This window comes from Acinetobacter sp. ANC 4204, from assembly GCF_002135205.1.
GTDB lineage: Bacteria > Pseudomonadota > Gammaproteobacteria > Pseudomonadales > Moraxellaceae > Acinetobacter.
The window spans coordinates 186812-212803 of sequence record NZ_NEFZ01000006.1; the positions used below are offsets into that span (position 1 = coordinate 186812).

Genomic DNA, 25992 nt, shown 5'->3' on the forward strand with positions numbered 1-25992 from the left:
CATAAAAAAAGCGACTTCAAGAGTCGCTTTTTTTATCATCTACATTTTTAGTTATCGCTAACAAAAGCAATATCTGCCAGTCCAGCCTCACTTGCACGAGACATCACTTGCGCGACCATATCGTAACGAGATTCTTTATCTGCACGAAGTTGAACTGTTGGCTTGGTTTCTAACGCACCCGCTTCATTAAAGCGAGTTTGCAGCTCTTCCAAGCTAATCACTTGATTATCCCAAGCCACTTCGCCCTTCGCATTAATACTAACAGTAATCGCTTTAGGCGGCGGGTCGATAATATCCGCTGTCGTTTTTGGTAAAGTTAATGGAATTGATGGGTTGGCAACGGTCGCTGTCACCAAAAAGATGATCATCAATACCAACATAATGTCGATCAGCGGAATGAGGTTCATCTCATTCATGCCAGCATCGTTATCGTCACCCAATTGAAAAGCCATTAAGCTTGACCTCCAACTAAACCTGATTGAGTTGTTTTCGCCTCAGCACTTGCTGGTGCTGAATCTTGCTGCAACATAGTGTCAATCAACAAACCATGAGCTTGATCTTGAAGTTCATGTGCTAAGGTACGGTTCACACGTGCGCAGATGTTGTACGCTAATACAGCAGGAATCGCAACAGCCAAACCTAAGCCCGTCATAATCAGTGCTTCGCCCACAGGTGTTGCCACTTGTGCTAAGCCTGCTTGACCGCTTTTACCGACTGCAACAAGGGCATGGAAAATCCCCCATACGGTCCCGAACAAACCAACGAAAGGCGCAAGTGATGCGATAGTTCCTAAAATAGAAACCCCTTTCTCAGCATTTGCTTTTTCTGCAGAAATCTGACGAAGCAAAGCTTGTTCAGCAACAGCTTTGCGTTGATCAAAGTTTAGTGTAGCAATCTTTGATTTTAACTTAGCTAAAGCCTGTGAAAGTTGAGCATAAGCTTGTTGTTTCAATTGACGTGTACCCATAATACGTAAAACAAAAATGGTCCACGTTGCAATCGACATTGCCAACAAGATGAAATACAGTGTTTTACTGACTGCATCAGCATGTTGCCAATAAACTGAAAAGTTCATACTCGAACTCCTGATAAAGTTAGCGTTTTGTATTCAATTCTAAATCAAATGGTTGTACGGCCCGAATTGGGTAAGCCACACCATTCTCTTTATAAGGTTTAAACTTAGCGCCTTTGACAGCTCTTAAAATCTTTTCATCTAAAGCAGGAACGCCACTTGAACGCGTAATGCGGGCACTTACAATGACCCCTTTCTCATTTGCTTCAATCTGTACGACTACTTGACGGTTTTCACCTTGTAAATCTTGATTACTATAAACTGGTTTTGGAGAGCGGCTCCATTGCACACCTGAACCACCAATCGACACCGACTTAGGTGAAGTATCAGCAGGTTCAGCTTGCGTGACAGGTTTCGCTTGTTCTGGTTGTACGACAGGTTTTTCGACTTTTTTCTCTGAAATGGTCGTGGTAACTGTCGGCTTAATAGGAGTCTCTGTTGGTTTAACAACAGGCTTGACTACTTCCGCCTTTTTAACTTGTTGAACCTTTTCTACCTTTTTCGGTGGAGTCGGTTGTGGTTTTTCCACAATCTTCACTTCCTTCGGCTTAGTCGGTTCCTTTTTAGGTTCTTCCTTCGGCTTAGGCGGTAGCGGTTTTGGTGGTTCTTGAATTTTAACGAAACGAACCTTCATGGGTTCTTTTTCGATGGGTCTGAGTTCAGGAGCTTTCATGTGGCTCACCGCCCACAATACACCCATATGCCCCACCACAACCGCAACCAAAGCAGCAACAACTTTCTTTTTCATGGGGTTAGGTGTTTGCATAGGAGAAGTAACTGTTGAACTCATTAAAATCTGTTACCTAATTTAAGCTTAGCAGAGACATTGTCGGTTTCCACTATCATGCTTATCGGTTAGTACAATAAAGTAGCGCAATGATAAATGAGAAGTGTTTTCATTTGCAACTATTAATTTATCACTTTTTATGGTTTTTTCGAATAAAACAAAAGCAAAAAAGGCATACTTAATGTATGCCTTTTCTAATCATGTCCGCAATCTATTTTTATTGGAAAACGACTGTTTTGTTACCATCCACAATAATACGGTCTTCTAAGTGCCATTTCACTGCGCGTGCCAAGACATTACGTTCAACATCCTGACCTAATTCACGTAATTGATCTACCGTAAAGTCATGATTTACACGTTCTACGTCTTGTTCGATAATTGGGCCTTGATCCAAATCCGCAGTGACATAGTGCGCAGTTGCACCAATCAGTTTGACACCTTTTTCATGTGCTTGCTTATATGGATTTGCCCCCACAAAAGCAGGAAGGAAGGAATGGTGAATATTGATTACTTTCATTTCCCACTTTGCCACAAACTCTTCATCTAGAATTTGCATATAACGCGCAAGTACCAATAAATCGTTACCCTGCATTAATTGATCTATTTCTGCATAAGCTTCGCGTTTATTGTCTTTGGTCACAGGCACCACTTCAAATGGAATACCAAAGTTTTCAACGGCTTCACGTAAAGTCTCGTGGTTAGAAACCACTTTGGTAATTTCACAAGGTAAACCACCGCGTGAATGTCGCCATAAGAGCTCCAATAAAGCATGGTCGACTTTAGAGACCAAAATCCCAACTTTCTTGACATCACTCACTAGCGCCAAACGCCATTGCATTTCATAACGCTCTGCAACATTTGCAGCAAAGGTTTGGGTGATACTTTCTTTACGCGACTGCAAATTGTCTAGTTCAAACTCAACACGCATGAAGTAACGTCCGCCCTGAGCTTCGGTCGCGTATTGATCAAGCGCAGTAATATTCGCGCCTTGATGATACAAAAAGCTCGATACAGCTTGCACGATCCCTGGCTTATCTTCACAAGTAATCAGTAACCGTGCTGTGTTAGCAGTTGTCATATTCATGTCAGTTTAAATCAGTAAAATGAAAATCAAGCCGAGTATTCTAGCGCTTTTTACTCGGCTGTCAAAACACCTTATGGCTTATCATCTGATTTAAATGCGGCCAAACTCGAAAACAGCTCCGAAGGTCCCATGGTATCTAATAAACGCTCATAGGTTTCACGACTCTCACCACGTAAATATGCCCCTTCTAAGAACACCATTTGACGTAGCGCCTGCCAGACCCACTTTTCTTCTAAATGGTTTGAGTCAGTAATATGCCCTGACATATAAAGGAAGTTAGTCCAGTTGGTCAGTACAATCCATAAATTGATAATCAAGGCTTCAATTTCAGAGGCGGTCATTTGCATCAGACCTGCATCCACAAAGGCTTGATAAATCTTTTGCCCTTGCTGCATTACTTGCCCTGCAAAACGCGGGTACATCTTACGAAAATCTTCATTATTTTCAACCAAATGATAGACATCTCGATGTAAAAAGCGATATGCCCACAATTGGCTACTTAACACCTGAAAATAACGAATTTTATCATTCGCATCCAATGCTCGGTCATCAGGAAGTGCAAGCATTTGCAAGGTCTCACCCTGATATTGCTCCATTAACTCTTTGATAATTTCACTTTTATTACGAAAGTGATAATACAAATTGCCTGGACTCATATTCAATTCAGCAGCAATATGGTTAGTCGTAACAGAACGTTCTCCACGCTCGTTAAAAAGCTGCAAGCTGAGCTGCAAAATACGTTCTTTGGTTTTCAACGTTTTAGTTTGGGACATCCTAAAATAACCATTCATTCAGTGCATTAGAAGACTAACACATAAAGTAACTTGACTAATTAGAGTAATTGCTCTAAAAATTAAACATAAATTGAAATGTGAAATGGTAGTGCGGTATGAACAGTCAAACAAAAACAACTTCATTGACACCACATTCTTATGATATTCAGCATCTGCATGATGTGCTTGAACAGCAAAAGTACGCTTATTTACGCTACCCACTGCCAACTGCAAAAGAGCGTATTGACCGTCTAGCACGACTTAAGCGTATCTTAGTTAAGTATCAAGATCAATTTGCAGAGGCAATTAATCAAGACTACGGCAACCGTTCAACCAGCGAGACTAAAATTGGCGAATTACTGACGTGCCTTGAGCATATTAAATATTATAGCAAGCATTTGAGCTCATGGATGAAACCATCGAAACGTCATGTTTCAATCATTCACCAACCAGCAAAAGCGTGGGTGCAGTATCAACCTTTAGGGGTGATCGGCATTATTACCCCATGGAACTATCCTTTATTACTCTCGATTGGACCCCTGATTTGTGCTTTGGCTGCAGGCAACCATGCCATGATCAAAATTTCTAGCTCATCGGCTAATTTTGGTCGTATTCTTGAAAAAGCACTCTCTGAAGCTTTCCCTCAAGAATTGGTTTCAGTGACCAATGGCGGGGGCGCAGTCTCCGATGCATTTTGTCGTTTAGCTTTTGACAAACTGATTTTCACAGGTTCAACCAATGTCGGTAAAACGGTCATGGCTGCTGCGGCTGAAAATCTGGTACCGCTAATCTTAGAGCTTGGCGGTAAGTCACCCGTATTAGTGCATCCTTCTATTCATTTAAAAGATGTTGCGCAACGTATTGCTGCAGGCAAACTCTGGAATGCAGGTCAAACTTGCGTGGCACCTGACTATATGTTCTTGCCTAAAGGTAAAACCGCAGAGTTCATTGATTACTTCCAAGCATGCGTAGAAGAAATGTACCCAGACATTCTGCATAATCCTGACTATACCTCGATTATTAATGCACGGCAGTACAATCGCTTACAAGGCTATCTTGAAAATGCCCGTGAACAAGGTGCACAAGTGATTGAAATCAATCCAGCCAATGAAATATTCACAGAGACACGTAAAGTTCCCCCTACCTTGCTAACAGGGGTCACGCCTGAAATGCGCATTATGCAAGAAGAGATCTTTGGCCCGCTGCTTCCCATCATGGAATATGATCAAATAGACGATGTTATCGAGTTTATTAATAGCCGTCCGCGTCCACTTGCTTTATACTACTTCGACTTTGATCAGGCGCGTGCAGATTATGTTGCACAGCGTACTCATTCAGGGCATTTCGGACAAAACACGGTTTTAACCCATGTCGCACAGGACGATTTACCATTTGGTGGTGTCGGTGCATCAGGTATGGGGAAATATCATGGTCCAGAAGGTTTCTTCAGTTTGTCGCATGAACGGTCAGTGATGTCGAATCCCAAGTTATATAGCTTGAAGTTCATTCTTCCGCCGTTTAACAAGCCAATTCACAAGTTGATTTCAAAGACCCTTCTTCGTTAAATGATCAAGGCATGATCTATCACACTCGATCATGCCTAGTTTTAATGAAAATCGCTTGTCTTTTAAGCGCATTTTTGGTATAAAACGCCCCTTGAATGATTTCATCCGTTTACTTTTAATGACTAGCCGCACAATCGGTGCTGTCTAGCAATGGAGTTCACCATGTCTAAGGTTTGCCAAGTTACCGGCAAGCGTCCAGTCGTTGGCAACAACGTCTCGCACGCCAATAACAAAACCAAACGCCGGTTCGAGCCGAACCTGCATCACCACCGTTTCTGGTTAGAAAGCGAAAAACGTTTTGTACGTCTTCGCCTAACTACAAAAGGTATGCGTATTATCGACAAATTGGGTATCGAAAAGGTTGTTGCTGACCTACGTGCTCAAGGTCAAAAGATCTAAGGAGTCTGAACCATGCGTGATAAAATTCGCCTAGTTTCTACTGCTGGTACAGGTTATTTCTATACCACAACTAAGAACAAACGTACTATGCCGGAAAAAATGGAAATCAAAAAATTTGATCCAAAAATCCGTCAACACGTAATCTTCAAAGAAGCTAAAATTAAATAATTTTAGTTTTTTGGAAAAAACGACCTGTATCAGGTCGTTTTTTTTTGCTTTTTTTTCATTCGACTTGTTAAACTTTTAATCTCTTTTGGCACCGTTTGTGCTTTGCTTATTTTTCACCCTTAACTTTTTTGCTTAAGGAGTTTTTAGTGCCTCATGACGTAGATCTCATTATATTACTTGCTGTTGGCTTTGGGCTTGCGCTCATTTTCGGCTATCTTGCCGTACGCTTACGCCTCCCTCCACTCATTGGCTATCTGATTGCCGGTATTATCATCAGCCCCAACACCCCTGGTATTGTCGCAGACATGCATCTAGCAAACCAGTTGGCTGAACTTGGAGTCATGTTCCTCATGTTCGGTGTGGGCATGCACTTCTCTCTGAATGACCTATTACAAGTTCGACGCATTGCCTTACCTGGTGCAATTTTACAAATTGCTGTGGCAACTCTACTTGGTATAGGTGTCAGCATGCTCTGGGGGTGGAGCTTTGGTTCTGCACTGGTTTTTGGTCTCAGTTTATCCTGCGCAAGCACAGTGGTATTACTCAAAGCCCTAGGAGATCGCGGTCTACTCAATTCAGTTAACGGTAAAATCGCTGTTGGCTGGCTTTTGGTTGAAGATCTAGTCATGGTCTTGGTGCTGGTTTTATTACCTGCAACAGCGGTCTTACTCGGTGGCGAAGCTTTTGCAGGCAGTGAAAATACCAACATTTGGCTTACCCTCGGCACCACCCTACTTAAAGTGGCTGGTTTTATCGCTTTTATGCTGATCATCGGGAAACGTCTGGTTCCAATGATCATGCAGTTCGTCGCTCGCCTTGGTTCACGTGAGCTCTTTACTTTAACCGTAGTGGCTGCCGCGGTATCCATTGCTTTCGGTGCTTATAAAATTTTTGGTGTTTCCATGGCGCTGGGCGCTTTCTTTGCAGGGATGGTCGTCAAAGAATCTGACTTTAGCCATCGTGCAGAAGAGGAAACTCTCCCTCTACGTGAAATTTTTGCCATTTTGTTCTTTGTTGCAGTGGGCATGTTATTTGACCCACGCATCTTAGTAGAACAACCTGTGCATGTGCTTGCTGTCGTTGCCATTATCATGATTGGCAAAACCATTGCAGCTATGGCACTGGTGCTCTTCTTCCGCTATCCCATCAATACAGCTCTCACTGTAGGGGCTTCACTGGCACAGATCGGAGAATTTTCCTTCATCTTGGCAACGCTTGGGGTTTCACTCAAACTTCTGTCTTTAGAAGGACAAAACCTGATATTGGCAGGCGCTTTGATCTCCATCACTTTAAACAGTTTTGTGTTCTCTGCCATTGAACCTGTACAACGTTGGATTCGTGAACGCTCTCATTTAGCCCGCTTACTGGAACGTAGTGGGGATCCACTAGCAATGTTGCCTGATGAAGTCTCACAGGACTACTTACGTGACCAAGTGGTGATTGTTGGGCATGGTGAAGTGGGACGTCGTATTACCAAACAGTTAATGGCCGAAGACATTAAAGTGGTGATTGCGGAAGAAAACCGTGAAATTGTAGAGAACCTCCGTGAGAAAGGCATTGCGGCTGTTTCTGGTATAGCAACCGATCCTGGAGTACTGATTCAAGCCCATATTCAACATGCGCGCCTGTTGGTACTTTCTCCAATGGATATTTTAGATATTCATAAGATCGTAGATATTGCCAAAACTCTCAATCCTGAGATTCAGGTCTTGGTGTGTGCAGAAAGTAAAGAAGAAGCCGAAGTAATTCGTCGTGACAACATTGGTGAAGTGTATTTTGCCAAAGAAGAAATGGCAAAAAATATGAGCAATCATATTTTAAATCAAATTCAGATTGCGCATCATCAGGCACCCACCCACTAAAGAACAAACACGAGATACAAAAAAAACGCACTGTTCAGTGCGTTTTTTCTTATTCAGTTTAGCTCAAGAACTGTGGTTTTTCGTCTACAACTTCAGCTTGCCACTCACCCACTTGCTTTTCAAGTAAGGCGTATAAAGCCGCTTGCACCATATGCTGTGCAACCACAGTTGCTTGATCACCCAATAGGGCTTTAACTTCATCATTAAATTGTATCGTGACTAAAGGCGCACTTTCAGAACCTGCGTTACGTAGTGCCAATTCGCCACCTTCAAGTTGAACCAATTCCAAAATGGCCTCTTGATTTCCAAATAATTCTTTCAACTGTTCTATAGACATATTTCCTCCATGTTCAACATGGTGGCAAAGGCAGTTGCACTTTGCTTCGCTTAGACTTATTGATATAAGGACAAATTTTCAAACTTCAAGCGCTGGTCATCGCTTTTAGAACTCGACCATCTCATTCCGGAAGCCATCAATCAAAGCCGTCAAGTCGCGGTGCCACTCTCTTAGAATTTTGGTATCAGGTAACCATGCTTGCGGTGTTTGCGTCACTTTAATGATCAAGTTCGATGATGTTTCAGACTCTGGTTCAGGACTCGTTGGTTCTGGCGCATACTGGCATAAACGATAAGCACGCTTTAACTCTGCGATAAACCCTTCTTTTGATAACTGCTGCAACACCGTTACCTCAGGTGAAACTTGTCCTTTAACTGCCATTTGTTCCTCAATAGATTTCAAGGTCGGGTTAAAGTCATTTAAGCGGTAGTATCTTACCAATTCCTGTAAAAAGGCCAGTACAGCACCGTGTAAATGAAAGACGGCTGCTTCACGGTGCGCCTGCGCTTGCTGCACATGATCGTTCTGCTCAGCTTGTTGACAGGCAAGGCGAGCAAAATAGAGTTTTTGATTGGTACGATCTGCATGATAGCGGGCAACACGGGTCATGAATGGTGTTCCTAATGTTTGGCGTTTTTTACAAAGCCAAGATTAAACTTTATGCACAGCAGTGCATAATGAAAATTATGCATGATCTATTTCAATAAAATAAATCTTTCTTTTGGCCATAGCGGGAGTCTGGACAAGCATTGGACGTACATTACTTAATACCCAAGCCCAATATCCTTCGTCCCAATATGATGCCTTAGCCACTTCAAGCTCATCCTCTTTCCACGGATGAATCGCCTCAACATCGACCATAGCCACAGCATATCCTAACTCTTCATCACCCTCTTGTGTCAAATAATGCTGATTTTCAACAATCAATAAATCTTTCAACGGCAAATGTGTAGGGCGCCAAGAACGTATTTCTAAAGTCTTTTTTCCTTGTGCAATGTATTGCCCCATCGGAGCAACAATAGATAATGCTGGGTAGATTTTTTTCATGCTTGACTCAATAAAAAAGGAGCATCAATTGCTCCTTCATACTTATGCTTCTGGCTTCTCAGGCTTATCTTCCGCCTGTTTCACACGAATACCGCTACCATGCAAACGCAATGTGTTTAAGCCTTTAATAGCTTTAATCGCCTCACGTGCATGTGGCATGTCCACAAAAGCGAAACCTTTCGATTTACCTGTAGCCGCATCCAGCACTAAAGTACATGATGCAACTGTGCCGTATTGTTTAAACAACTCAAGTAATTCTGCTTCTGTTACTGTACGTTCTAAACTACGAACTAAAATTTTCATTCAACAACCTTCAAAAATAGGCAAAATCATCAAAAAGCAATCGCCTACGCTACTTTCTGAACATTGCACAACAAATACCACAATGTAATCAGTTTAGTTTAATCGAGATTAATCCCAAAATCTAAATTAATCGACTGTCGTTCAATCAGTGCACTTTTAACGGTTTGCTGACGGGGCTTATGATGGGTTTCCATCGTACATAAATTCCGAGTCAAATCGTTCAAAAAATAACTTTCGACTTTCCGTCCTTGCTCATCAATCATATCTCGCGCCCACAGACTTAAATTTTGCTTGGTCAAAATCAGCTCATTCTGGGCACGGGTCAGTGCCACATACAAGACCCGACGCTCTTCTTCAACATCATTAAAATCACCTTGGGCACGAGCATGCGGATATTGCCCTGGCGTGACATTAACGACATAACATACTTTTTGCTCTGTACCTTTGGCCGAGTGAATGGTAATTAATGTGACGACATCCGTATCCGACTGTCGTTCGATTTCAGAAATAGACACTGGATCAAGTACATATTCCTCAAGAAATTCACTCAACTGGGTATGTTTAGATGCCAATTGCTTCACTAACTCAAAGTCACCTTGGCGACGGTTCCAGTCTTTTTTATAATTTTCTGCCAATTGCGCTTCAATCGCCTGAATACCCAAACTGACGCAAGCCTGCACTTCCTGTTTTAGTACCGTCATTTGCTTCATGATCAACACGCTTTCAGCTGGAATTCGCCCAAATTTCTCTAATTTATCAAAGATCAAATCAAACTCAGGCTCCAGTAAAAGTTGCTGAGCGAGACGACTTGCCCCCACATCCCCCACCCCATTCCACAGGGTGAGAAAACGCATCCACGCAATATCATCTAGAGGATTAGCAATCACACGCAACAAGCTCAGTAGATCTTTCACATGCGCGGTTTCAAGCAGTTTCATGCCCCCAATAAAACGATAGGGAACATTGGCCGCAATACACGCTGCCTCAATATGCCGTGCTGCAAAGCTGGAACGCACCAAGACCATGTGATCCGACCAGCGCTGTCCTTGTAAATAATGGCGCTCTTTAATGTCGATCGCAATCCATTTTGCTTCATCAAATTCATTTGGGAAAATGTGCATGCGAGGCTTTACACCCTCACCCCGATGAGCATCTAGGCGTTTATTATATTGAATCTCCGATTGATCAAGCAGCCAATTAGAAAGGTCTAAAATTTCTTGAGTGGAACGATAGTTTTGCTCCAATTTAAACACCTGAGCATTCGGCACACGGTCTTTAAAATGGTGAATATTTTCAAAATCTGCCCCACGGAAACCATAGATTGACTGCGCATCATCCCCCACACAAAACAGGCTCACTTTGTCTTTAAGCGGTTCAAGCAAGGCCCACTGCAAAGGATTGGTATCCTGCATTTCATCGACCAACATGTGTTTGCAGAGCGATGCTACATAGTCGGCTAAACCGTCTGACTGATCGAGTGCTGAGGCCACGATTGCAAGAATATCGTCATAATCTAAAAAACTACGGGCACGTTTTCGTGTCTCATACTCTTTCATGATTTCTGCAATTTGAACTTTAAAAGCCAAATGCTCAGGATGCTGTTTTTCTAAAGCATCACTCAACTTTTGACGCGTATTTCGTGCAAAAGAATACAGATCACACAGTTCTTGCGGTTTAGGCAACTGATTGGGATTTTTTTTATCATCTTTCCCCCGAATCAGGCGGAACATCATCAGCTGATCATCACGATCAATAATTGAAAACTGTTCTAAACCAAAGGCTTTTGGTACGCGGCGCAACAAATACATACAAAAAGTATGAAAAGTAGATGCGCGCAGACCTTTTGCCTGCTCACCTAAAGCCAACTCCACTCGCGCCACAATCTCGCTGGCTGAACGACGGGTAAAGGTTAAAATCTGGATTTGGTTGGCTGGAATCCCTTGATCAATCAGGTACGCCGCTCGCGCCACAATAGTTTTGGTCTTGCCACAGCCAGCCCCTGCAAGCACCAGACTGTGTTGTGACTCAGTCGTGGCAGCTTGTTTTTGTTGCGGGTTTAATTCATCAATTAGGCTGGCTAAACTCATAATCACTCATCAATTCGTGGATGCTACTAGTTTAACAAATCTATGACGTCAATATGAGCCTACAACAAAGATTATCCATTTCTGTCTGGAATACATCTTCAAATTTAGGCCAAGGCCTTATGCTCGAATCAATTACCGACTCAAATATTTTAAATCAAGCTTGCTCAACATGATTTAAAAGCAAAAGTCGAGTGATGTCCTCACAGCTGTTTTGCAAATGCTGTTCTGCATTTTTCAATGCTGTGGCTAAATCACAGTCGGATTCATTGATCGAAACAATTTGACTAAACCCTTCATCAAATAATGACTCAATATCCTCTCCAACACGTCCAGCAAAGGCAATCACTGGTTTATTCAACTGTTTGGCTAACTGAGCCACCGCCCACGGCGTTTTGCCAAACTTGGTTTGGAAGTCGATACTGCCCTCACCAGTGAAGACATAATCAGCTTGCTTTATTTTCTCAGCCAGTTGGGTTTGCTCAATCACCCACGTCGCACCTGACTGAAGCTTAGCACCTGTGAATGCCATTAAGCCAAAGCCTAGTCCACCTGCGGCCCCTGCCCCTGCAACATTACGTATCTGCATATTCAGCTGTGTTTCCACCACATCTGCAAAGTGACTCAAGTTTTGATCTAACTGCTCAACCATCTCTGCACTCGCCCCTTTTTGCGGGCCAAACACATACGACGCACCCTGTGCTCCACACAGCGGATTAGTGACATCGGAGGCAATCAAAACTTGAACCTTTTGCAAGCGAGGGTCTAAAGCCTGCATATCCATCCGTTCAATCTCTTGTAAATGACCACCACCAACGGCCAGTTCAGCCCCTTGTACATCTAAAAACCTGATTCCAAGCGCTTGAGCCATGCCACTGCCTGCATCATTGGTGACACTGCCTCCGAGTGCCAAAATAATTTTTGACACACCTGCGTCCAAGGCATGCCGAATCATTTGCCCCGTTCCCAAAGTTGTGGTTAGGAGTGGATTCCGCTGCGCAGATTCAAGCAGATGAATCCCATTGGCTTTGGCCATTTCAATAACAGCCGTTTGCCCACCATCAAATAAACCCCAATACGTTTTAATTCGTTGTGATGGCAATGGCCCTGTTACCTCACATTCGACTTTTTGACCCGCTAATGATGTGAGTAAGGCATCAACCGTACCTTCACCACCATCTGCCATGGGTACATGTATACATACAGCATCAGGAATTATTTTTTGAATCCCACGTTGCATAGCTGTACAGGCCTGCTCCGCAGTCATGCTTTCTTTAAATGAATCGGGCGCAAGTACAAAAGTTTTCATCGTGTGAAATATTCCATAAATTATATTTGCCAGCTCTCAAACTTAAATAAAAAGAGTGTTGAAATATAAAAAGAGTGCTAAAGCACTCTTTTTTGTTCAGATTGATCATTTAGGCATCTGCTGAACTTTTCGGGACTTCTCTTTTGATATAAGAAGCTAAAGAAAGATAGTTAATCCCTTGGAATAAAATATCGAATGCTAAAAATAATCCCAACACCCAAAATGGAGCATCTGGGGTAGTTAAAATCATAATCCCAGCGATTAGGGTTAAAATACCTGAAAAAAGTGTCCACCCCCAACCTTGGAATGTACGAAATAGTATCGCATTAAAAATACGAATCACGCCTGCAATGACCAGGAATACGGCCAAAATACTGGTCAATACAACGGCTGTTTTGACTGGTGTTGTGAAAGCATAATAACCCGCAACCCAGTACAGCACACCAAACAGCGCCCATAACCAGCGAAAACCGCCCTCAAAAATCTTAAAAGCCGCAATCAAATGCAAAACACCGCCTAACATCATCAATACACCAAAGATAAAGACTGCAGATAAAGTCGCGAGAGGTAGCGATGCAAAAAGGATTAAACCAAACAAGACCAATAAAATCCCTAAGCCCAGATACCACTTACGGTTTTCATGCAGTTGATGGCGAACTAAATCATTACCTACTGTTTTCATATTCTTCTCAAGTCTGATTTCGTTCATTTAGTTTTAACATGTTTTTCAACAGACTTGTAGGCATGAATTTATCCACATAAGCACACTGGATTGTGGATAAATTCGACATTATCCACAGTTACTTTTTCCAGCCAATTTCTATCGCGGTGATCTCATTCACCAAGGTATCATCAATCGTTTCTGGCATTTTACTTTGTGTTTGCGAAGTTGGTATGTGTCCAGCCATAAGCTCAGCTTTGGCTTGTGGGAACAAGGGCTGCTGATTTGGATATGCATAACCTACGGGATACATCGGTTGCCCAGTAGCTAAGTCATATTTATCACTGGCACCAAAGGCATGTAAAAGCTCATGTGCAAGCACCACTTTGTTTTGCTCTGTTTGCTTGGTCGATGCAAATAAATTCACTGAACCAATACGCCCTTTTTGCAAAGCTGTTGAGTGTTTCAGTTCTTTGGTCAGTGCAGGGTCATAATAGTTCAAATACAAAGTAACAGCTGGTGCGCCATCTGAACCTTGATGATTTTTCCACGCATAATAACGGAACTTTAAACTCCACATTACAGTATCCAACAAGCTCGCCTGCTCGGGTACTTTAGGTGGTAACTGCTTGAGCTCGCGTCCAAGTTGGAAATAAATTGAAATCGGCTGGCCACGATATTGTGCTGACATCTGCTCTAAATAGCCTTGTACCCCTTGTAAGTTTCCAAGGTTCAGTTGCTGAATATATTGCTGAGTTGTAGCCTGTCCATCTGCATTAACTGGATGGAGTAATACAATAATGGGCTTGCTCCAATCTTGATTCTGATCCCGATAAGCATTCACAGCAACCACCAATAGAATCAGCAGTAAGATTAAAATACGAAGTTTTTTCCACATCTTTGATCCCCAATTTTTAATAATTTTTTATCACAATGATCAGCACATTACGTAATTTCTAAATGTATTACAGGTTGTTGTAATACAAAGTTTTCCCAAATAAAGTCGTATAATTTTCTTTGATTTGAAAATACAGCCAAAGTTCTAGCTTCAGATAAGCTGCACCATCGATATTCAGTATGCTCATGATTCAATAGAACAGGTTGGTTTTCAGCACAAAAACCAACAAATGCGGGAATCATTTCAATCACATTCAAGCTTGGCTCATAAAACTGCTCGATGTAATCTGCACTAAATAAACGTTGAGGCTGAATGGCGGTTTCTTCTTTGATTTCGCGAAGTATCGCTTGGCTGGCGGTCTCATTTTCTTCAACCTTTCCCGCGACATGACACCAATAATCACCTTTAACACGCTTCATCAATAACAGTTTAATTTCACCCTCAATTTTTGACAATAAAACAGCGGATACAACAATAGAGCGAATAGGAATCATACATTAACCAGAATTTTTTTTATTTATCGCTATGCATCATATAAAAAATGCCCACCAAAGTGAGCATTTTATTGAATATTTCTAAGCAATTAAAACTTAGGCTTCAACCCATTTTCCATCATTGAACACCAATGACCACTTGGTTTGCTTACCTTCAGGCGTTTCAGAGCCAATATATTGCGCTTGATTCTTACGACTAAACTTCACAAGTGTTGGATTGCCTTCTGGATCAACATCAGGTGCTTGCAAAATAAACTGATACTTTGGATCAAGCTGATCAGCCACCGTACGCAATTCAGCAACCTTCGGAGCACGTGTTTCACGTACTTTCGGGAACTTACTTGCAGCTAAGAACAGACCCGCCGCACCATCACGCAGGACAAAAAAGTCATCATGCTTGGTTGAACGTAGATGTTCCATTTTAATCGGGTCGACACGCGGAGGTGCAGGTTGACCACTTTTCAGTACTTTACGCGTGTTGTCACAGCTGTTACAAGCAAAGTAAGGGCCAAAACGCCCTGTCTTTAACTGCATTTCGCCATCACACTTATCACATGGAATGGTTGGGCCATCATAGCCTTTGATTTTGAACTCACCTTCTTCAAGCTCAAAACCAGCACAATCAGGGTTATTACCACAGATATGTAATTTACGACCACCATCAATCACATAGCTGTCCATTGCGGTTTCACAAATCGGACAACGCTTTTTCGACATCAAGTCTGCTGTTTCTGCTGCATCATCGTCCGAGAGTGCTGCAAGTGATTCAACTGGTGTTAAGTTCAACGTGCCTTTACAACGCTCTTTCGGTGGCAAGTTATAACCTGAACACCCTAAGAACACACCTGTAGTTCCTGTACGAATCTGCATAGGACGGTCACATTCTTTACAGTGAACGGCTTCGACTTCAACAGGTTGGTTACGGCGCATACCGCCCTCACCTTGAGCATTGGTCAGTCGGTTTTTGAAATCACCATAAAAACTGTCAAGCAACTCTTTCCAATTACGCTCACCATCTGCCACTTTATCCAACTGACCTTCTAGATCCGCGGTAAAGTCATAATTCATGAGGTTATTGAAACTTTCATCCAAACGATCTGTAACAATCTCACCCATTTTTTCTGCATATAGACGGCGGTTTTCTAGTTTGACATAACCACGATCTTGAATGGTTGAGATAATCGCCGCATACGTTGATGGACGGCCAATCCCTTTCTTCTCAAGCTCTTTCACCAGTGACGCTTCGGTAAAGCGTGCAGGTGGCTTGGTAAAGTGTTGCGATGGATCGAGTTTTTCAAGTTTGAGGATTTCACCCACTTTGACCGCTGGCAATAACACATCGTCATCTGACTTGTTTTGACCGCGGACTTTGGTGAAACCATCAAATACCAGTGTGCGACCTTTAGCTTTGAGCTCAACACCGTTTGCATCGACTAAAATAGTTGATGACAGGTATTCTGCTGGGGTCATTTGACACGCGACGAATTGACGCCAGATCAGGTCATACAACCGCTGAGCATCACGCTCCACACCCACTAAACTGTCACCTTTTAAAGCCACATTTGATGGACGAATCGCTTCATGGGCTTCTTGTGCACCCGCTTTGTTACCATAGCGGTTCGGCTTAGCAGGCAGATACTTTGCCCCAAACTCTGTCTCAATATGATGACGCACCATATTCACCGCATCGTCGCTCAAAAAGGTCGAGTCGGTACGCATGTAGGTAATAAAACCCGCCTCATACAAACGCTGCGCCAACATCATGGTTTTCTTCACTGAGAAACCCAGACGTGTACTCGCGGCTTGTTGTAAAGTCGAGGTGATATACGGCGCACTCGGATTCACCTTGGTCGGTTTATCCTCACGTGCTGACACTTTGTAATCTGCGTCTTGAATGAGCTTCAGTAAAGCATCGGTATCGGCTTTATTGCGTAATTTTAGGGTTTTACCCGCTTGCTTGACCGCCTCTAAACGAATGTCATCCGTCTGTGATTTGGTATCTGCAAAAACTTGCCAATATTCTTCTGGGACGAACGCACGAATTTCACGTTCACGTTCAACCACCAGTTTCACGGCAACAGACTGAACACGACCAGCAGACAAACCGCGGGCAATTTTTTCCCAAAGTAAAGGGGAAATCATAAAGCCAACAACGCGGTCTAAGAAACGACGGGCCTGTTGCGCATTGACTTTATCAATATCAAGACGTGCTGGATGTTTAAAAGCTTCTTGAATGGCGTTTTTGGTAATTTCATTAAAAACGACACGTTGATAACGAGAGTCCGCACCACCAATGACCTCTTTAAGATGCCATGCAATGGCCTCTCCCTCACGGTCCAAGTCCGTTGCGAGATAAACCTCGTCAACCTGCGAAGCAAGCTTTTTCAGTTCAGCAACCACATGCTCTTTGCCTGGAAGCACTTCATAATGAGCTTTCCAGTCATGTTCAGGGTCAACCCCCATACGATTGACCAAGGCATTCTGTGCTTTTTCAGCTTTCTGAGCATCGGTCAGTTTGGTTCGTGTCGCTGGCTTTTTTTCTGCAGTCTTACTTGAGCCACCCGTCGGTAAATCACGAACGTGACCAACGGAAGACTTCACAATGTAATTCGAGCCTAAATATTTATTGATTGTTTTCGCTTTTGCAGGCGACTCCACAATTACTAAAGCACGTTTTTTCCCAGCCTCAGGAGAATCTGCTGTAGTACTTTTGGATGTGGAGCGAGGAGCTTTCGCCATATTAACCGTTAATCCTGTTTCAATGGGTCTGTAAAATTAAAGTTCAGCCAAAGACTGTAAATATGCTTTCATGGCATCTAACTGGGTTGCTCTTAAGTCAGAATGTTCATCCCAATAGATTCCCACGCAGTTTGCTTGCATATCAATAGCATAAATACCCTTTAATTCAATGGGTAAATGTTTAAACTTGTCATCACCTGTAATGAGCTCAAGCTGCTGATCAACAACACGAGCACGCATTAAAGGTAGGCGTGCATCTGGAATCAGGACACTGTAGTACGCCACCATACTGGCACGGTTCTCCGATGCCATCGGTATTTTCGTCCATTCAGGTGCCGCAACTAAACGTGGGTGCAAGCCCATCTTGCGGGCTTTTTCTCGCATCTCCCCCAAAGCTTTTTCTCTTGGACTCACACGAAGTCCAAAAATCGAGCCGAGAACGAACAAGATAATAAATCCAGCAACCCAAATTCCAATATTTTCCATAGCACAACCTTTTTATTCCTTTATTAGAGTTGCATAAGCACAATATAAAACGCAAGTTTGAACGATAAAATTAATTTAAGAACATTTCATGACTATATAAAACTTCATGTCCATTCCAATAAATATAGCCTTTATCAAGCAACTCTTTCAGTAACATACGTACATCTGACTTCGGAAACATTTGCTCAAGCAAATCACGGAGTGCATAAATATCTTTAGGTTTATTGGTTTTGAGCTCACGCAATTTGCGTGCGACCTCAAGCTGTACGGGGTCAATTTGAGCAAAATTTTTAAACAACGCTTGTTGTGCTGACAAAGTTTCCACAACAGGTTCAACAGTATCGCTCTCATCATCTTTTTTTAATTGCTGCAATACCTGTTGTAACGTTTTCGGTTCAGTAGCCGAGTCTTGTTTTTCGATATTCAATGCCAACCATTGTTTCAATACTTTTTTACGGAAACTGATTTGCTCATCATAACGCTTCACAATTTTTAGGTTGATCAGCATACCGACCACTCGTTGGGTCTTTTCAGGTACGAGTTGCAAAATATTACTGATTGAGTTTTTTAAACCATCCAGTGTGGTTGGTTTACCTGACATTTTGCCCAAAGCATCACAATATTTTTTGACCATTTTCAAGTAGGGCTGGTTTTGAATAGTCTCTAAACTTGGAATCAGTCCTTTTACCGTTTGCAAGTCTGTCTGAATTTGGATCAAATGACAACTGATCTGAGAAGAATGCATCAATGCCAACAATAGCTCGGCTGTACTGACAGCAGAAATAAGTTCAACATGCGTCTCAGGTTCAAGTAAAGCCATTAACTGCCCCACAACAACCGCATATTCATATTCTTTTTGTTCGGCTTTTGGCGTTTCTAATACCACCACTTGACCGCTACTGATCCAACTTGCCAATTCAGTTAAATCGGACAATGCATATTCAAATTGACCTTGGCAATTAAACAAATACACAGTTGGATAGTGCTCCATTATTTCGCGCAAAAGCTTTGCCGTAGGAACATTATTTTCAAGATCAAGAAGTACAACTTTTGAAGTCATAGGGCCATTTTTATGGGATACACCAGAAAGCACGTATTAGAGTCGGAACTGCATCAAAGGTCAATTATTTTGGCTCAATTTTTATAACAATGTTATTGCTGTAAATTACAGCCTTATTAAAATTGTCTGTTTCTTTAGAGATAACTAGATAACCTTCTCTTGTTTTAAAAAGTAAAATACTTGGAACAGGCTTGATCTTTTCATCTCCCATTTTTAGATAAACCCAATGTCTAGCATCTGCTTTTTTGAGATTTTCAATATATTTTTCAGCAGTTGTGCCAAATAAAACAATCCACTTTAACCAAACAATTAGCAAACCCAAAGCGACCACTATCCAAAAACTACCCTTTTCATAATGTTTATACCCTTCTTCTATTTGGTATGTATTTTTAATCTGATTTTGCTCCGTTTTCGAGTGTCGATCCAAATATTTGAAAAGTTTAGTAACTATATCTAAAAACCAAATACATGATTTATAAAGCCAATCATTTAACATCCAATTTACAACAACTAAAATTGCTACAATTGGCATTAATAATGATTGCAAAAGCAACAATACCAAACCTTTAAAAAACTTTAGTAAAATTAAATATAAAAAATGAAAAATGCCCAAAATAAAATTAAATGCTTTTGGAAAAAACTCAAAAAAAATAAAGAGTATTATAAAAACACTTACACTATACCCTATGAGACCAGAGTGATTTACAATTAAAAATTGTACTAATAAGCTATAAAAATCAATATCTAAAATAGATATATTGTATTTTAGGCCTTTAGTGAAAGAATCAAAAAATATTAGGCCACTCAACGTTATAGAAACGATAAGAAATGTTGCAAAACAAGTAATGTGACCAATTGCTTCACTAAACTTTTTCAGCATATCTCATCCTTTCTAGTAATGTGGCGGACGATCGGCCATCGGGTCAAATGTCGCAATTCCATCAGACAAATCTGAAGATTCAACACGTTGATACAAAATTTGCATTTGTTTTTTTAAATCAGCAATTTCCAGCCCTTGAATCACCAATTGTTCATTGAGTTGTTCAACTAAATCATCTAAAAATGCAATTCGGACTTGCAAATCTTCAATGGGTGCGGACAATGGCGCTTGATTATCAATATTTTGTTGTTTAGACACTTCAAGTCCTCATTTGAGATTTTTCAGGAAACATTATGGCCTATATTACTTTAAGGGATGTCCAACTTGCGTTTGGTGGACCTGCCTTGCTCGACGGCGCGAACTTTTCATTGGAACGCGGTGAACGAGTGTGTTTAATTGGTCGTAATGGTGAGGGTAAGTCTACTTTACTTAAACTGATCGAGGGAAGTTTATTAGCCGACTCTGGCGAAGTTTCTCTACAAAACGGCATCACCATTTCCATGTTGGCGCAAGACGTACCGATGGATTCGGGCAAAGTGGCGGATATCGTGGCAGACGGCGCAGGTGAAGCCGCGGATGTACTCAGAGCATATCATGAAGCCAGTGATGCTTGTGTGCTCGGAGACATGGAAGCGTGTGATCGCATGGGTAACCTACAACACAAACTAGATCAGTTGGATGGCTGGGCTTTAGAAACCAAAGTCAATTCTATTTTAAGTAAAATGGGCCTAGACCCAGATGCTGATTTGGCCGATTTATCGGGTGGTCGTAAGCGTCGTGTGCTGCTTGCTCGTGCACTCCTTACCCAACCCGATGTGCTATTACTAGACGAACCAACCAACCATTTGGACGTTGAAAGTATTGAATGGCTCGAAAAGTTTTTACTCGATCAAAATAATTTAACTTTACTGTTCATCTCGCATGACCGTTCATTTGTGGACAGCATTGCCACTCGAATTGTTGAACTCGACCGCGGCACTCTGCGCAGCTATGAAGGTAACTACTCACGTTACCTCGAACTGAAAGCACAGCAAATGGAAGCAGAAGAAAAGCAGAATGCACTGTTTGATAAACGCTTAGCTGAAGAAGAAGTTTGGATTCGCCAAGGCATTAAAGCCCGTCGTACGCGTAACGAAGGCCGTGTTCGTGCCTTAAAAGCACTGCGTGAAGAGTCGAAAGCCCGTCGCTTCCAGCAAGGCAAAGTCAGCATGGCGACCCAAGAAGCCAATCGCTCAGGCAAAGTCGTCTTTGAAATTGAGAATTTAAGCGTTCGCTTTGGCAATGATGCACCTATCATCAACGACTTCTCAGCATTGGTGTTACGTGGTGATCGGATTGGTCTGGTAGGTGACAATGGTGTCGGTAAAACCACCCTCATTAAAGCCATTTTAGGTGAGCAACAACACACGGGTACTGTGAAAACCGGTACGCAATTGGAAGTGGCTTACTTCGACCAATTACGTAATGCTCTCGACCTTGAAAAATCAGTCAAAGATAACGTATCAGAAGGCTCTGACCATGTCGATGTGAATGGAAACCGTCGTCATATCTACAGCTATTTACAAGATTTCTTGTTCTCTCCAGAGCGTGCACGTACACCGGTGAAGGCCCTTTCAGGTGGTGAGCGTAACCGTATTCTTTTAGCAAAATTACTACTTAAACCCTCTAACTTAATTGTGATGGACGAACCAACCAATGACTTGGATATGGTGACACTTGAGCTGTTAGAGGAAATGTTGTCCGACTACAAAGGCACCTTACTGCTTATTTCACATGACCGCGCATTTATGGACAATGTCGTGACATCAACGTGGGTGTTTGATGGTAAAGGCAATATTGACGAATACATTGGCGGTTACCAAGACTATTTACAGCAACGCCCAGACCAAACTGTAGTAGATCAGAAAAGTGCGGTGAAAAAGGCTGTGGCAAAAGCCGAAGCTGAGGCAGAGCCTGCAGCACCAAAGAAAGTAAAACTTAGCTATAAAGATCAACGCGCACTCGAACAACTGCCTGCTGAAATGGAAGCATTGGAAAAAGAACAAGTGGAAATTAATGCTGTATTGGCAGATGGTTCGCTCTTTATCTCCGATGCAGACAAAGCACTTAAACTGTCTAATCGTTTGAGCGAAATTGATGACTTATTGCTTGAAAAACTTGAACGTTGGGAAGAGCTAGACAACCTAACGAAGTAATTTATTTTTTTCTTCAAAAACGCTGCTGAACGCAGCGTTTTTTTATCGAAAAATATATCTACAAATAAAGATCAGATACGAAAATTTAAGTTAGACCCAAGAATTCGCCTTATAATTCAGCACAGTTCTTCAACTTTATTTATCTATCTGGTTTTTGCATGATAATGAACCGAAACCACCTGAGCAATGCACTCTATCTTTTTAAAATACTTGGATGTGCAGTCGTCATTGTCATTTTAGCGCTCTGTTTTGATAGTAATAAAGATACCAATTTCTTTCTATGGGCATCATTGACAGCCTTTTTAACCATTCAAATGGACTCAGGTAAAAAGATTAATTTTAACCAATTGATAGGGAATTTTATTGGCTCTGCTGTCGGCATCCTGATCTGGCTCGCCATGGATCACTCTGCATTTATTCATAATTTTAGTATTAATTTAGAATATCTTTTTTTAATTACAGGTATTTTTATGACCAGTTTAGTTTGCGTCCTTTTTAGAGAAGGAGCCTATACAGGCATTGCATTATCGAGTTTCTTAATTGTGACGATTTATGATGTCGGGCATCGCACCATAGACGGTGCGCTACTCCGGATTGTTTATTGTTTCATTGGTTGTAGCATTGCATATCTAATTGAGAAATTTTCTGTTTTTCTATTTAAAACCAGCTACAAATAAAGCTGAATGTCCAAAACACCCAAACAACATTAAAATTAATGATTTCTTAAAAAAACGAGATACTTACCATAATACTGAAAGCTTACAATTATTCATTTCAATCGCACTATTTTTCTCTACATTGGCTCCATGATCTTTCCATACAAATCCTTGAATATATACCTATCGAATCTAATCAGATATCGAAACACTCAAAGAGAGAATGATCATGAAAAAAGTAGCATCAATTGTATTAGCAGCATTTACTACCGCAATTTTTGCAGGTTCTGCAATGGCCGCAACTTCTGCACCAAATGAAACTCACAAAGCCACAGAACAAAAAGTAGCCACCCATCAAATCCACAAGAAACAGCAAACAGATCATGCAAAAAAACAGCACGTGGCTAAAACGACAACCAAAAAAGTAGAGGGCCAAACTTCCGCTGCTAAATCATAATCTTCATGAATTCTTTATTCCCTCATTAGTCATTAAAGGCTACTCACGATGTAGCCTTTAATATTGATTCCTTTCCCGCCCCATTTCTTCGTTGTTTTAATTTCTATTTTGAAATCTTATAAATTTCTTTTATAATCAAAATTTTAGTTAATAAAAATAAATTCTATCAGTACACCTGTCTTTTCAAAACCCACCTATCAAAGTCTCTAAACAATGATTATCCGCAATTTTGAATGGCGGTGGCATCGAGCACAGCTTGTCCCTTCATACATGCTTCATGCTAAACTCAGAACATTCTTTTTCAGCACTTATCGCAATTTATGAGTTCTCAGCCAGACTATCAACCCGGTGAATTTCAATGGTCTTTCCTGCAACCTAAATATTGGGGTATATGGATTGGTATTGTATTCCTTATGATACTGGCAATTCTGCCTTGGGCAATTCAACACCGACTGGCCACCCTCTTAGGCAACCTCAGTTTTAAGTTTCTCAAATCGCGCCAAGACACCACCATTCGTAATCTCGAAGTCTGCTTTCCTGAATGGTCTACCCAAGAAGTGCGTGAAAATGCACGTTTAGTTTTTGTCGACCAAATGCTGGGCGTATTTGAAACGCTGAATGCATGGTATAGCCCAAAATGGTTTACTGGTCGTGTCAGTATTGAAGGTTTAGAGCACATTGAAAAAGCACAAGCAGAAGGTAAAGGTGCGCTGCTTTTAGGGACCCATTCGACTTTGCTTGATGCAGGCGGTTACCTTTGTGCACAGTATTTTGAGCCAGATGTGGTCTATCGCCCACAAAATAATCTACTGTTGGATATGCTGATTTACCGCTGCCGTTCCACCATTTACGCAAACCAAATCGACCATGATGACATGCGCGGTTTGGTTCGCAACTTAAAAAATGGGCATGCCATTTGGTACAGTCCAGACCAAGACTTTGGTTTAAAACAAGGCGTGATGGCACCCTTCTTTGGTGTTCCTGCAGCAACGGTTACGGCACATCGTCGCTTATTGAAAATGACCAAGGCTGCGGCTATTCCATTGTATTTTTATCGTGATGGGGACATTCGAAACCCACACTATAAAGTGCTGATTGAACCTGCGGTCGAAAACCTACCTAGCGAAGACGAGCTGGATGACGCAACGCGAGTGAATCAAATTATTGAAAATCAACTCCGCATTGCTCCGACTCAATATATGTGGTTTCACCGCCGCTTTAAAACGCGTCCAAAAGGTCATGAGAAGATTTATTCTAAGAAACGCTAAATATAAAAAGTCATCACCCGAGTTCTGCGTCCTGCAAAACTCGGGTACATGAGGTTGTGCTTTCAATGTTATTCTTGTTTTATTCGGTGGCGTTCCATACCTACATCATATCCATGATGATTTCCATCAGCGTCAACTTCCATACTGGGATGATCCATTCCCGCTCCATGTGCTGATGAGCTTAGAATAAAGCCATACCGAGTGACTCACCATTCGTCAGGTTCCCAAATCCCTGTAAGCCATATCTTACACTGATGAAATCCAAGCACCTGATGTGTTTATTGGTAATCTTTGGCAATTTCATCTGTAACCTGCTTACCTTCTCGTTCTGCTTTCTCAATTCCCTCTTCGATCGCCTCCTGCGCCTCTTGCTCATCGGCTTCGGTCTGTTCCAGCTCTTCTTGTACTTGCTCAAACACCCAACCTGTTTGCAGTACTACATATACGGGGAAATGATCTGAACCAATATGGGGTAAACGCTGCATCTGTACTAAAGCAAAATCCGTACTGTGGAAAACATGATCCAGTGACCAACGCAGTAAAGGATAGTCAGCATGAAACGTATTGACAAAGTGACGTCCAACTCGGGGGTCTAGCAGCCCACTAATCCGTTGAAAAAGGCGTGTGGTACGAGACCATGCCACGTCATTCAAATCCCCCATTACAATGCAACTCTCATCCAAATCTTTAATCTGATCACCAACAATCAACAATTCAGCATCACGTAAAGTGGAGTCTTTGGCTTCGGTCGGACTCGGTGGTTTCGGATGTAAGCAATATAGCTGTACTGGCTGACCTGACCTTAGAATGGCTGTGGCATGAATTGAAGGAATTTCATCGCTCAAAATAAACTTAACGTCAATATTTTCAAGCACTAAACGACTATATAAGTGCATGCCATACAAGTTATCCAAAGGCACTGCAACCCGATAAGGATAGTCATTTTCCAGTTCACCCAAAGCTTGTTCCCAATGTCCATCTGACTCTAAAGTCAAAATCAAGTCAGGTTGATGCTGATGAATCTGTTGCAGTAATAAATGGTATTGGGTATTGGGCGTCAGTACATTCGATACGATTAAAGAAATCTGGCGTTCTGGCTGTAACTCTGTTTTGGCAACCGTTTTAACCTGCTTTTTCCATACAAAGGTATAAGGCAACACCATTTTGAGTTGATACGCCACTGCCGCAATTAATCCCAGAAAAATGACTTCACGTACCCAATCCCAAGGTGCATCCCAAAGCAACATCAAAATAAATGCAATCAGTCCCAATACCAAAATCTGGAGCCGTGGAAAATCTGCACCACGAAACCACCATTCATCACGTGGAATCAGTGACCAGAAGCTTAACCAAATCACAATACATGCCAGCAACTCAACCCAGATCATAAGCAACAACTCTTATATTC

Annotated in this window: 28 protein-coding genes; 8 read left to right on the top strand and 20 right to left on the bottom strand. The window is 41.8% G+C overall.

Annotated elements, in window-relative coordinates:
* Positions 1 to 47: 47 nt before the first annotated feature.
* The 5 genes from B9T36_RS13400 to B9T36_RS13420 form a co-directional block, all read right to left on the bottom strand.
* On the bottom strand, positions 48 to 452 hold the full coding sequence (locus B9T36_RS13400) for an ExbD/TolR family protein (RefSeq protein WP_086209962.1): 405 nt from the start codon (positions 450 to 452) through the stop codon (positions 48 to 50).
* Entirely contained in the window at positions 452 to 1075 is a 624-nt protein-coding gene (locus B9T36_RS13405; protein WP_086209963.1) for a MotA/TolQ/ExbB proton channel family protein, read from the bottom strand. Before B9T36_RS13405 ends, B9T36_RS13400 begins: the two co-directional genes overlap by 1 nt.
* 19 nt (positions 1076 to 1094) lie before the next feature.
* Positions 1095 to 1862: an energy transducer TonB family protein gene (locus B9T36_RS13410; RefSeq protein ID WP_086209964.1), complete on the bottom strand. Its 768-nt coding sequence runs from the start codon at positions 1860 to 1862 to the stop codon at positions 1095 to 1097.
* A 214-nt stretch (positions 1863 to 2076) separates the two neighbouring features.
* On the bottom strand, positions 2077 to 2943 hold the full coding sequence (gene purU, locus B9T36_RS13415; RefSeq protein WP_086209965.1) for a formyltetrahydrofolate deformylase: 867 nt from the start codon (positions 2941 to 2943) through the stop codon (positions 2077 to 2079).
* Positions 2944 to 3014: 71 nt separating this feature from the next.
* Positions 3015 to 3716, bottom strand: a complete 702-nt coding sequence (locus B9T36_RS13420; RefSeq protein ID WP_086209966.1) for a TetR/AcrR family transcriptional regulator — start codon at positions 3714 to 3716, stop codon at positions 3015 to 3017.
* Positions 3717 to 3832: 116 nt separating this feature from the next.
* Here B9T36_RS13420 and B9T36_RS13425 point away from each other — a divergent pair, with 116 nt between their 5' ends.
* The 4 genes from B9T36_RS13425 (at position 3833) to B9T36_RS13440 (ending at position 7710) form a co-directional block, all read left to right on the top strand.
* A complete protein-coding gene (locus B9T36_RS13425) occupies positions 3833 to 5281 on the top strand; it encodes a coniferyl aldehyde dehydrogenase (RefSeq protein WP_086209967.1) in 1449 nt (482 codons plus the stop codon).
* 162 nt (positions 5282 to 5443) lie between these two features.
* Complete coding sequence (gene rpmB, locus B9T36_RS13430) at positions 5444 to 5680, top strand: 50S ribosomal protein L28 (protein ID WP_000048256.1); 237 nt, start codon at positions 5444 to 5446, stop codon at positions 5678 to 5680.
* Positions 5681 to 5692: 12 nt separating this feature from the next.
* Positions 5693 to 5848, top strand: coding sequence for a 50S ribosomal protein L33 (gene rpmG / locus B9T36_RS13435; RefSeq protein WP_003654787.1), 156 nt, complete (start codon positions 5693 to 5695; stop codon positions 5846 to 5848).
* A gap of 146 nt (positions 5849 to 5994) precedes the next feature.
* A complete protein-coding gene (locus tag B9T36_RS13440) occupies positions 5995 to 7710 on the top strand; it encodes a cation:proton antiporter (protein WP_086209968.1) in 1716 nt (571 codons plus the stop codon).
* Positions 7711 to 7768: 58 nt separating this feature from the next.
* Here B9T36_RS13440 and B9T36_RS13445 read toward each other — a convergent pair whose 3' ends face one another.
* From B9T36_RS13445 to B9T36_RS13510, 14 genes are all read right to left on the bottom strand, one after another.
* Complete coding sequence (locus B9T36_RS13445; RefSeq protein WP_086209969.1) at positions 7769 to 8047, bottom strand: hypothetical protein; 279 nt, start codon at positions 8045 to 8047, stop codon at positions 7769 to 7771.
* A gap of 105 nt (positions 8048 to 8152) precedes the next feature.
* On the bottom strand, positions 8153 to 8656 hold the full coding sequence (locus B9T36_RS13450) for a DUF6586 family protein (RefSeq protein ID WP_086209970.1): 504 nt from the start codon (positions 8654 to 8656) through the stop codon (positions 8153 to 8155).
* 75 nt (positions 8657 to 8731) lie between these two features.
* Positions 8732 to 9094: an ASCH domain-containing protein gene (locus tag B9T36_RS13455; protein WP_086209971.1), complete on the bottom strand. Its 363-nt coding sequence runs from the start codon at positions 9092 to 9094 to the stop codon at positions 8732 to 8734.
* Positions 9095 to 9136: 42 nt separating this feature from the next.
* The gene (locus B9T36_RS13460) at positions 9137 to 9397 is read right to left on the bottom strand and encodes an RNA recognition motif domain-containing protein (RefSeq protein WP_086209972.1); all 261 of its coding nucleotides are present in this window, start codon (positions 9395 to 9397) and stop codon (positions 9137 to 9139) included.
* 98 nt (positions 9398 to 9495) lie between these two features.
* Positions 9496 to 11484, bottom strand: a complete 1989-nt coding sequence (locus tag B9T36_RS13465) for an ATP-dependent helicase (protein WP_086209973.1) — start codon at positions 11482 to 11484, stop codon at positions 9496 to 9498.
* A gap of 154 nt (positions 11485 to 11638) precedes the next feature.
* Positions 11639 to 12790 carry a glycerate kinase gene (locus B9T36_RS13470; RefSeq protein WP_086209974.1) on the bottom strand — a complete coding sequence of 384 codons (1152 nt, stop codon included), beginning with the start codon at positions 12788 to 12790 and terminating at the stop codon, positions 11639 to 11641.
* A 109-nt stretch (positions 12791 to 12899) separates the two neighbouring features.
* Entirely contained in the window at positions 12900 to 13472 is a 573-nt protein-coding gene (locus B9T36_RS13475) for an HdeD family acid-resistance protein (protein ID WP_086209975.1), read from the bottom strand.
* A 118-nt stretch (positions 13473 to 13590) separates the two neighbouring features.
* Positions 13591 to 14349 carry a hypothetical protein gene (locus tag B9T36_RS13480; protein WP_086209976.1) on the bottom strand — a complete coding sequence of 253 codons (759 nt, stop codon included), beginning with the start codon at positions 14347 to 14349 and terminating at the stop codon, positions 13591 to 13593.
* A 47-nt stretch (positions 14350 to 14396) separates the two neighbouring features.
* Positions 14397 to 14843, bottom strand: a complete 447-nt coding sequence (locus B9T36_RS13485) for an NUDIX hydrolase (protein WP_086209977.1) — start codon at positions 14841 to 14843, stop codon at positions 14397 to 14399.
* A gap of 96 nt (positions 14844 to 14939) precedes the next feature.
* Positions 14940 to 17582, bottom strand: a complete 2643-nt coding sequence (gene topA, locus B9T36_RS13490; protein WP_086209978.1) for a type I DNA topoisomerase — start codon at positions 17580 to 17582, stop codon at positions 14940 to 14942.
* A 36-nt stretch (positions 17583 to 17618) separates the two neighbouring features.
* A complete protein-coding gene (locus B9T36_RS13495) occupies positions 17619 to 18068 on the bottom strand; it encodes an ammonium transporter (protein ID WP_086209979.1) in 450 nt (149 codons plus the stop codon).
* A gap of 70 nt (positions 18069 to 18138) precedes the next feature.
* Positions 18139 to 19128, bottom strand: a complete 990-nt coding sequence (locus B9T36_RS13500; RefSeq protein WP_086209980.1) for a hypothetical protein — start codon at positions 19126 to 19128, stop codon at positions 18139 to 18141.
* 64 nt (positions 19129 to 19192) lie between these two features.
* Positions 19193 to 20008: a hypothetical protein gene (locus B9T36_RS13505; protein WP_086209981.1), complete on the bottom strand. Its 816-nt coding sequence runs from the start codon at positions 20006 to 20008 to the stop codon at positions 19193 to 19195.
* A gap of 12 nt (positions 20009 to 20020) precedes the next feature.
* Entirely contained in the window at positions 20021 to 20266 is a 246-nt protein-coding gene (locus tag B9T36_RS13510; protein WP_004692513.1) for a SlyX family protein, read from the bottom strand.
* Between the two features lie 35 nt (positions 20267 to 20301).
* Here B9T36_RS13510 and B9T36_RS13515 point away from each other — a divergent pair, with 35 nt between their 5' ends.
* The 4 genes from B9T36_RS13515 (at position 20302) to B9T36_RS13530 (ending at position 24584) form a co-directional block, all read left to right on the top strand.
* Positions 20302 to 22203, top strand: coding sequence for an ATP-binding cassette domain-containing protein (locus B9T36_RS13515; protein WP_086209982.1), 1902 nt, complete (start codon positions 20302 to 20304; stop codon positions 22201 to 22203).
* 164 nt (positions 22204 to 22367) lie between these two features.
* A complete protein-coding gene (locus B9T36_RS13520; protein ID WP_086209983.1) occupies positions 22368 to 22880 on the top strand; it encodes an FUSC family protein in 513 nt (170 codons plus the stop codon).
* 208 nt (positions 22881 to 23088) lie between these two features.
* The gene (locus tag B9T36_RS13525; protein ID WP_228147004.1) at positions 23089 to 23316 is read left to right on the top strand and encodes a hypothetical protein; all 228 of its coding nucleotides are present in this window, start codon (positions 23089 to 23091) and stop codon (positions 23314 to 23316) included.
* A gap of 320 nt (positions 23317 to 23636) precedes the next feature.
* Positions 23637 to 24584 carry a lauroyl acyltransferase gene (locus B9T36_RS13530; RefSeq protein WP_086209985.1) on the top strand — a complete coding sequence of 316 codons (948 nt, stop codon included), beginning with the start codon at positions 23637 to 23639 and terminating at the stop codon, positions 24582 to 24584.
* A gap of 278 nt (positions 24585 to 24862) precedes the next feature.
* Here the strand turns inward: B9T36_RS13530 and B9T36_RS13535 are convergent, their stop codons facing one another.
* Complete coding sequence (locus tag B9T36_RS13535) at positions 24863 to 25972, bottom strand: endonuclease/exonuclease/phosphatase family protein (RefSeq protein ID WP_086209986.1); 1110 nt, start codon at positions 25970 to 25972, stop codon at positions 24863 to 24865.
* Positions 25973 to 25992: the final 20 nt, after the last annotated feature.

What these genes read in the sequence shown, in the direction of transcription:
- B9T36_RS13400 (WP_086209962.1), bottom strand. Translation starts at nt 452, where the DNA reads ATGGCTTTTCAATTGGGTGACGATAACGATGCTGGCATGAATGAGATG.
- B9T36_RS13405 (WP_086209963.1), bottom strand. Translation starts at nt 1,075, where the DNA reads ATGAACTTTTCAGTTTATTGGCAACATGCTGATGCAGTCAGTAAAACA.
- B9T36_RS13410 (WP_086209964.1), bottom strand. Translation starts at nt 1,862, where the DNA reads ATGAGTTCAACAGTTACTTCTCCTATGCAAACACCTAACCCCATGAAA.
- purU (WP_086209965.1), bottom strand. Translation starts at nt 2,943, where the DNA reads ATGAATATGACAACTGCTAACACAGCACGGTTACTGATTACTTGTGAA.
- B9T36_RS13420 (WP_086209966.1), bottom strand. Translation starts at nt 3,716, where the DNA reads ATGTCCCAAACTAAAACGTTGAAAACCAAAGAACGTATTTTGCAGCTC.
- B9T36_RS13425 (WP_086209967.1), top strand. Translation starts at nt 3,833, where the DNA reads ATGAACAGTCAAACAAAAACAACTTCATTGACACCACATTCTTATGAT.
- rpmB (WP_000048256.1), top strand. Translation starts at nt 5,444, where the DNA reads ATGTCTAAGGTTTGCCAAGTTACCGGCAAGCGTCCAGTCGTTGGCAAC.
- rpmG (WP_003654787.1), top strand. Translation starts at nt 5,693, where the DNA reads ATGCGTGATAAAATTCGCCTAGTTTCTACTGCTGGTACAGGTTATTTC.
- B9T36_RS13445 (WP_086209969.1), bottom strand. Translation starts at nt 8,047, where the DNA reads ATGTCTATAGAACAGTTGAAAGAATTATTTGGAAATCAAGAGGCCATT.
- B9T36_RS13450 (WP_086209970.1), bottom strand. Translation starts at nt 8,656, where the DNA reads ATGACCCGTGTTGCCCGCTATCATGCAGATCGTACCAATCAAAAACTC.
- B9T36_RS13455 (WP_086209971.1), bottom strand. Translation starts at nt 9,094, where the DNA reads ATGAAAAAAATCTACCCAGCATTATCTATTGTTGCTCCGATGGGGCAA.
- B9T36_RS13460 (WP_086209972.1), bottom strand. Translation starts at nt 9,397, where the DNA reads ATGAAAATTTTAGTTCGTAGTTTAGAACGTACAGTAACAGAAGCAGAA.
- B9T36_RS13465 (WP_086209973.1), bottom strand. Translation starts at nt 11,484, where the DNA reads ATGAGTTTAGCCAGCCTAATTGATGAATTAAACCCGCAACAAAAACAA.
- B9T36_RS13470 (WP_086209974.1), bottom strand. Translation starts at nt 12,790, where the DNA reads ATGAAAACTTTTGTACTTGCGCCCGATTCATTTAAAGAAAGCATGACT.
- B9T36_RS13475 (WP_086209975.1), bottom strand. Translation starts at nt 13,472, where the DNA reads ATGAAAACAGTAGGTAATGATTTAGTTCGCCATCAACTGCATGAAAAC.
- B9T36_RS13480 (WP_086209976.1), bottom strand. Translation starts at nt 14,349, where the DNA reads ATGTGGAAAAAACTTCGTATTTTAATCTTACTGCTGATTCTATTGGTG.
- B9T36_RS13485 (WP_086209977.1), bottom strand. Translation starts at nt 14,843, where the DNA reads ATGATTCCTATTCGCTCTATTGTTGTATCCGCTGTTTTATTGTCAAAA.
- topA (WP_086209978.1), bottom strand. Translation starts at nt 17,582, where the DNA reads ATGGCGAAAGCTCCTCGCTCCACATCCAAAAGTACTACAGCAGATTCT.
- B9T36_RS13495 (WP_086209979.1), bottom strand. Translation starts at nt 18,068, where the DNA reads ATGGAAAATATTGGAATTTGGGTTGCTGGATTTATTATCTTGTTCGTT.
- B9T36_RS13500 (WP_086209980.1), bottom strand. Translation starts at nt 19,128, where the DNA reads ATGACTTCAAAAGTTGTACTTCTTGATCTTGAAAATAATGTTCCTACG.
- B9T36_RS13505 (WP_086209981.1), bottom strand. Translation starts at nt 20,008, where the DNA reads ATGCTGAAAAAGTTTAGTGAAGCAATTGGTCACATTACTTGTTTTGCA.
- B9T36_RS13515 (WP_086209982.1), top strand. Translation starts at nt 20,302, where the DNA reads ATGGCCTATATTACTTTAAGGGATGTCCAACTTGCGTTTGGTGGACCT.
- B9T36_RS13520 (WP_086209983.1), top strand. Translation starts at nt 22,368, where the DNA reads ATGAACCGAAACCACCTGAGCAATGCACTCTATCTTTTTAAAATACTT.
- B9T36_RS13525 (WP_228147004.1), top strand. Translation starts at nt 23,089, where the DNA reads ATGAAAAAAGTAGCATCAATTGTATTAGCAGCATTTACTACCGCAATT.
- B9T36_RS13530 (WP_086209985.1), top strand. Translation starts at nt 23,637, where the DNA reads ATGAGTTCTCAGCCAGACTATCAACCCGGTGAATTTCAATGGTCTTTC.
- B9T36_RS13535 (WP_086209986.1), bottom strand. Translation starts at nt 25,972, where the DNA reads ATGATCTGGGTTGAGTTGCTGGCATGTATTGTGATTTGGTTAAGCTTC.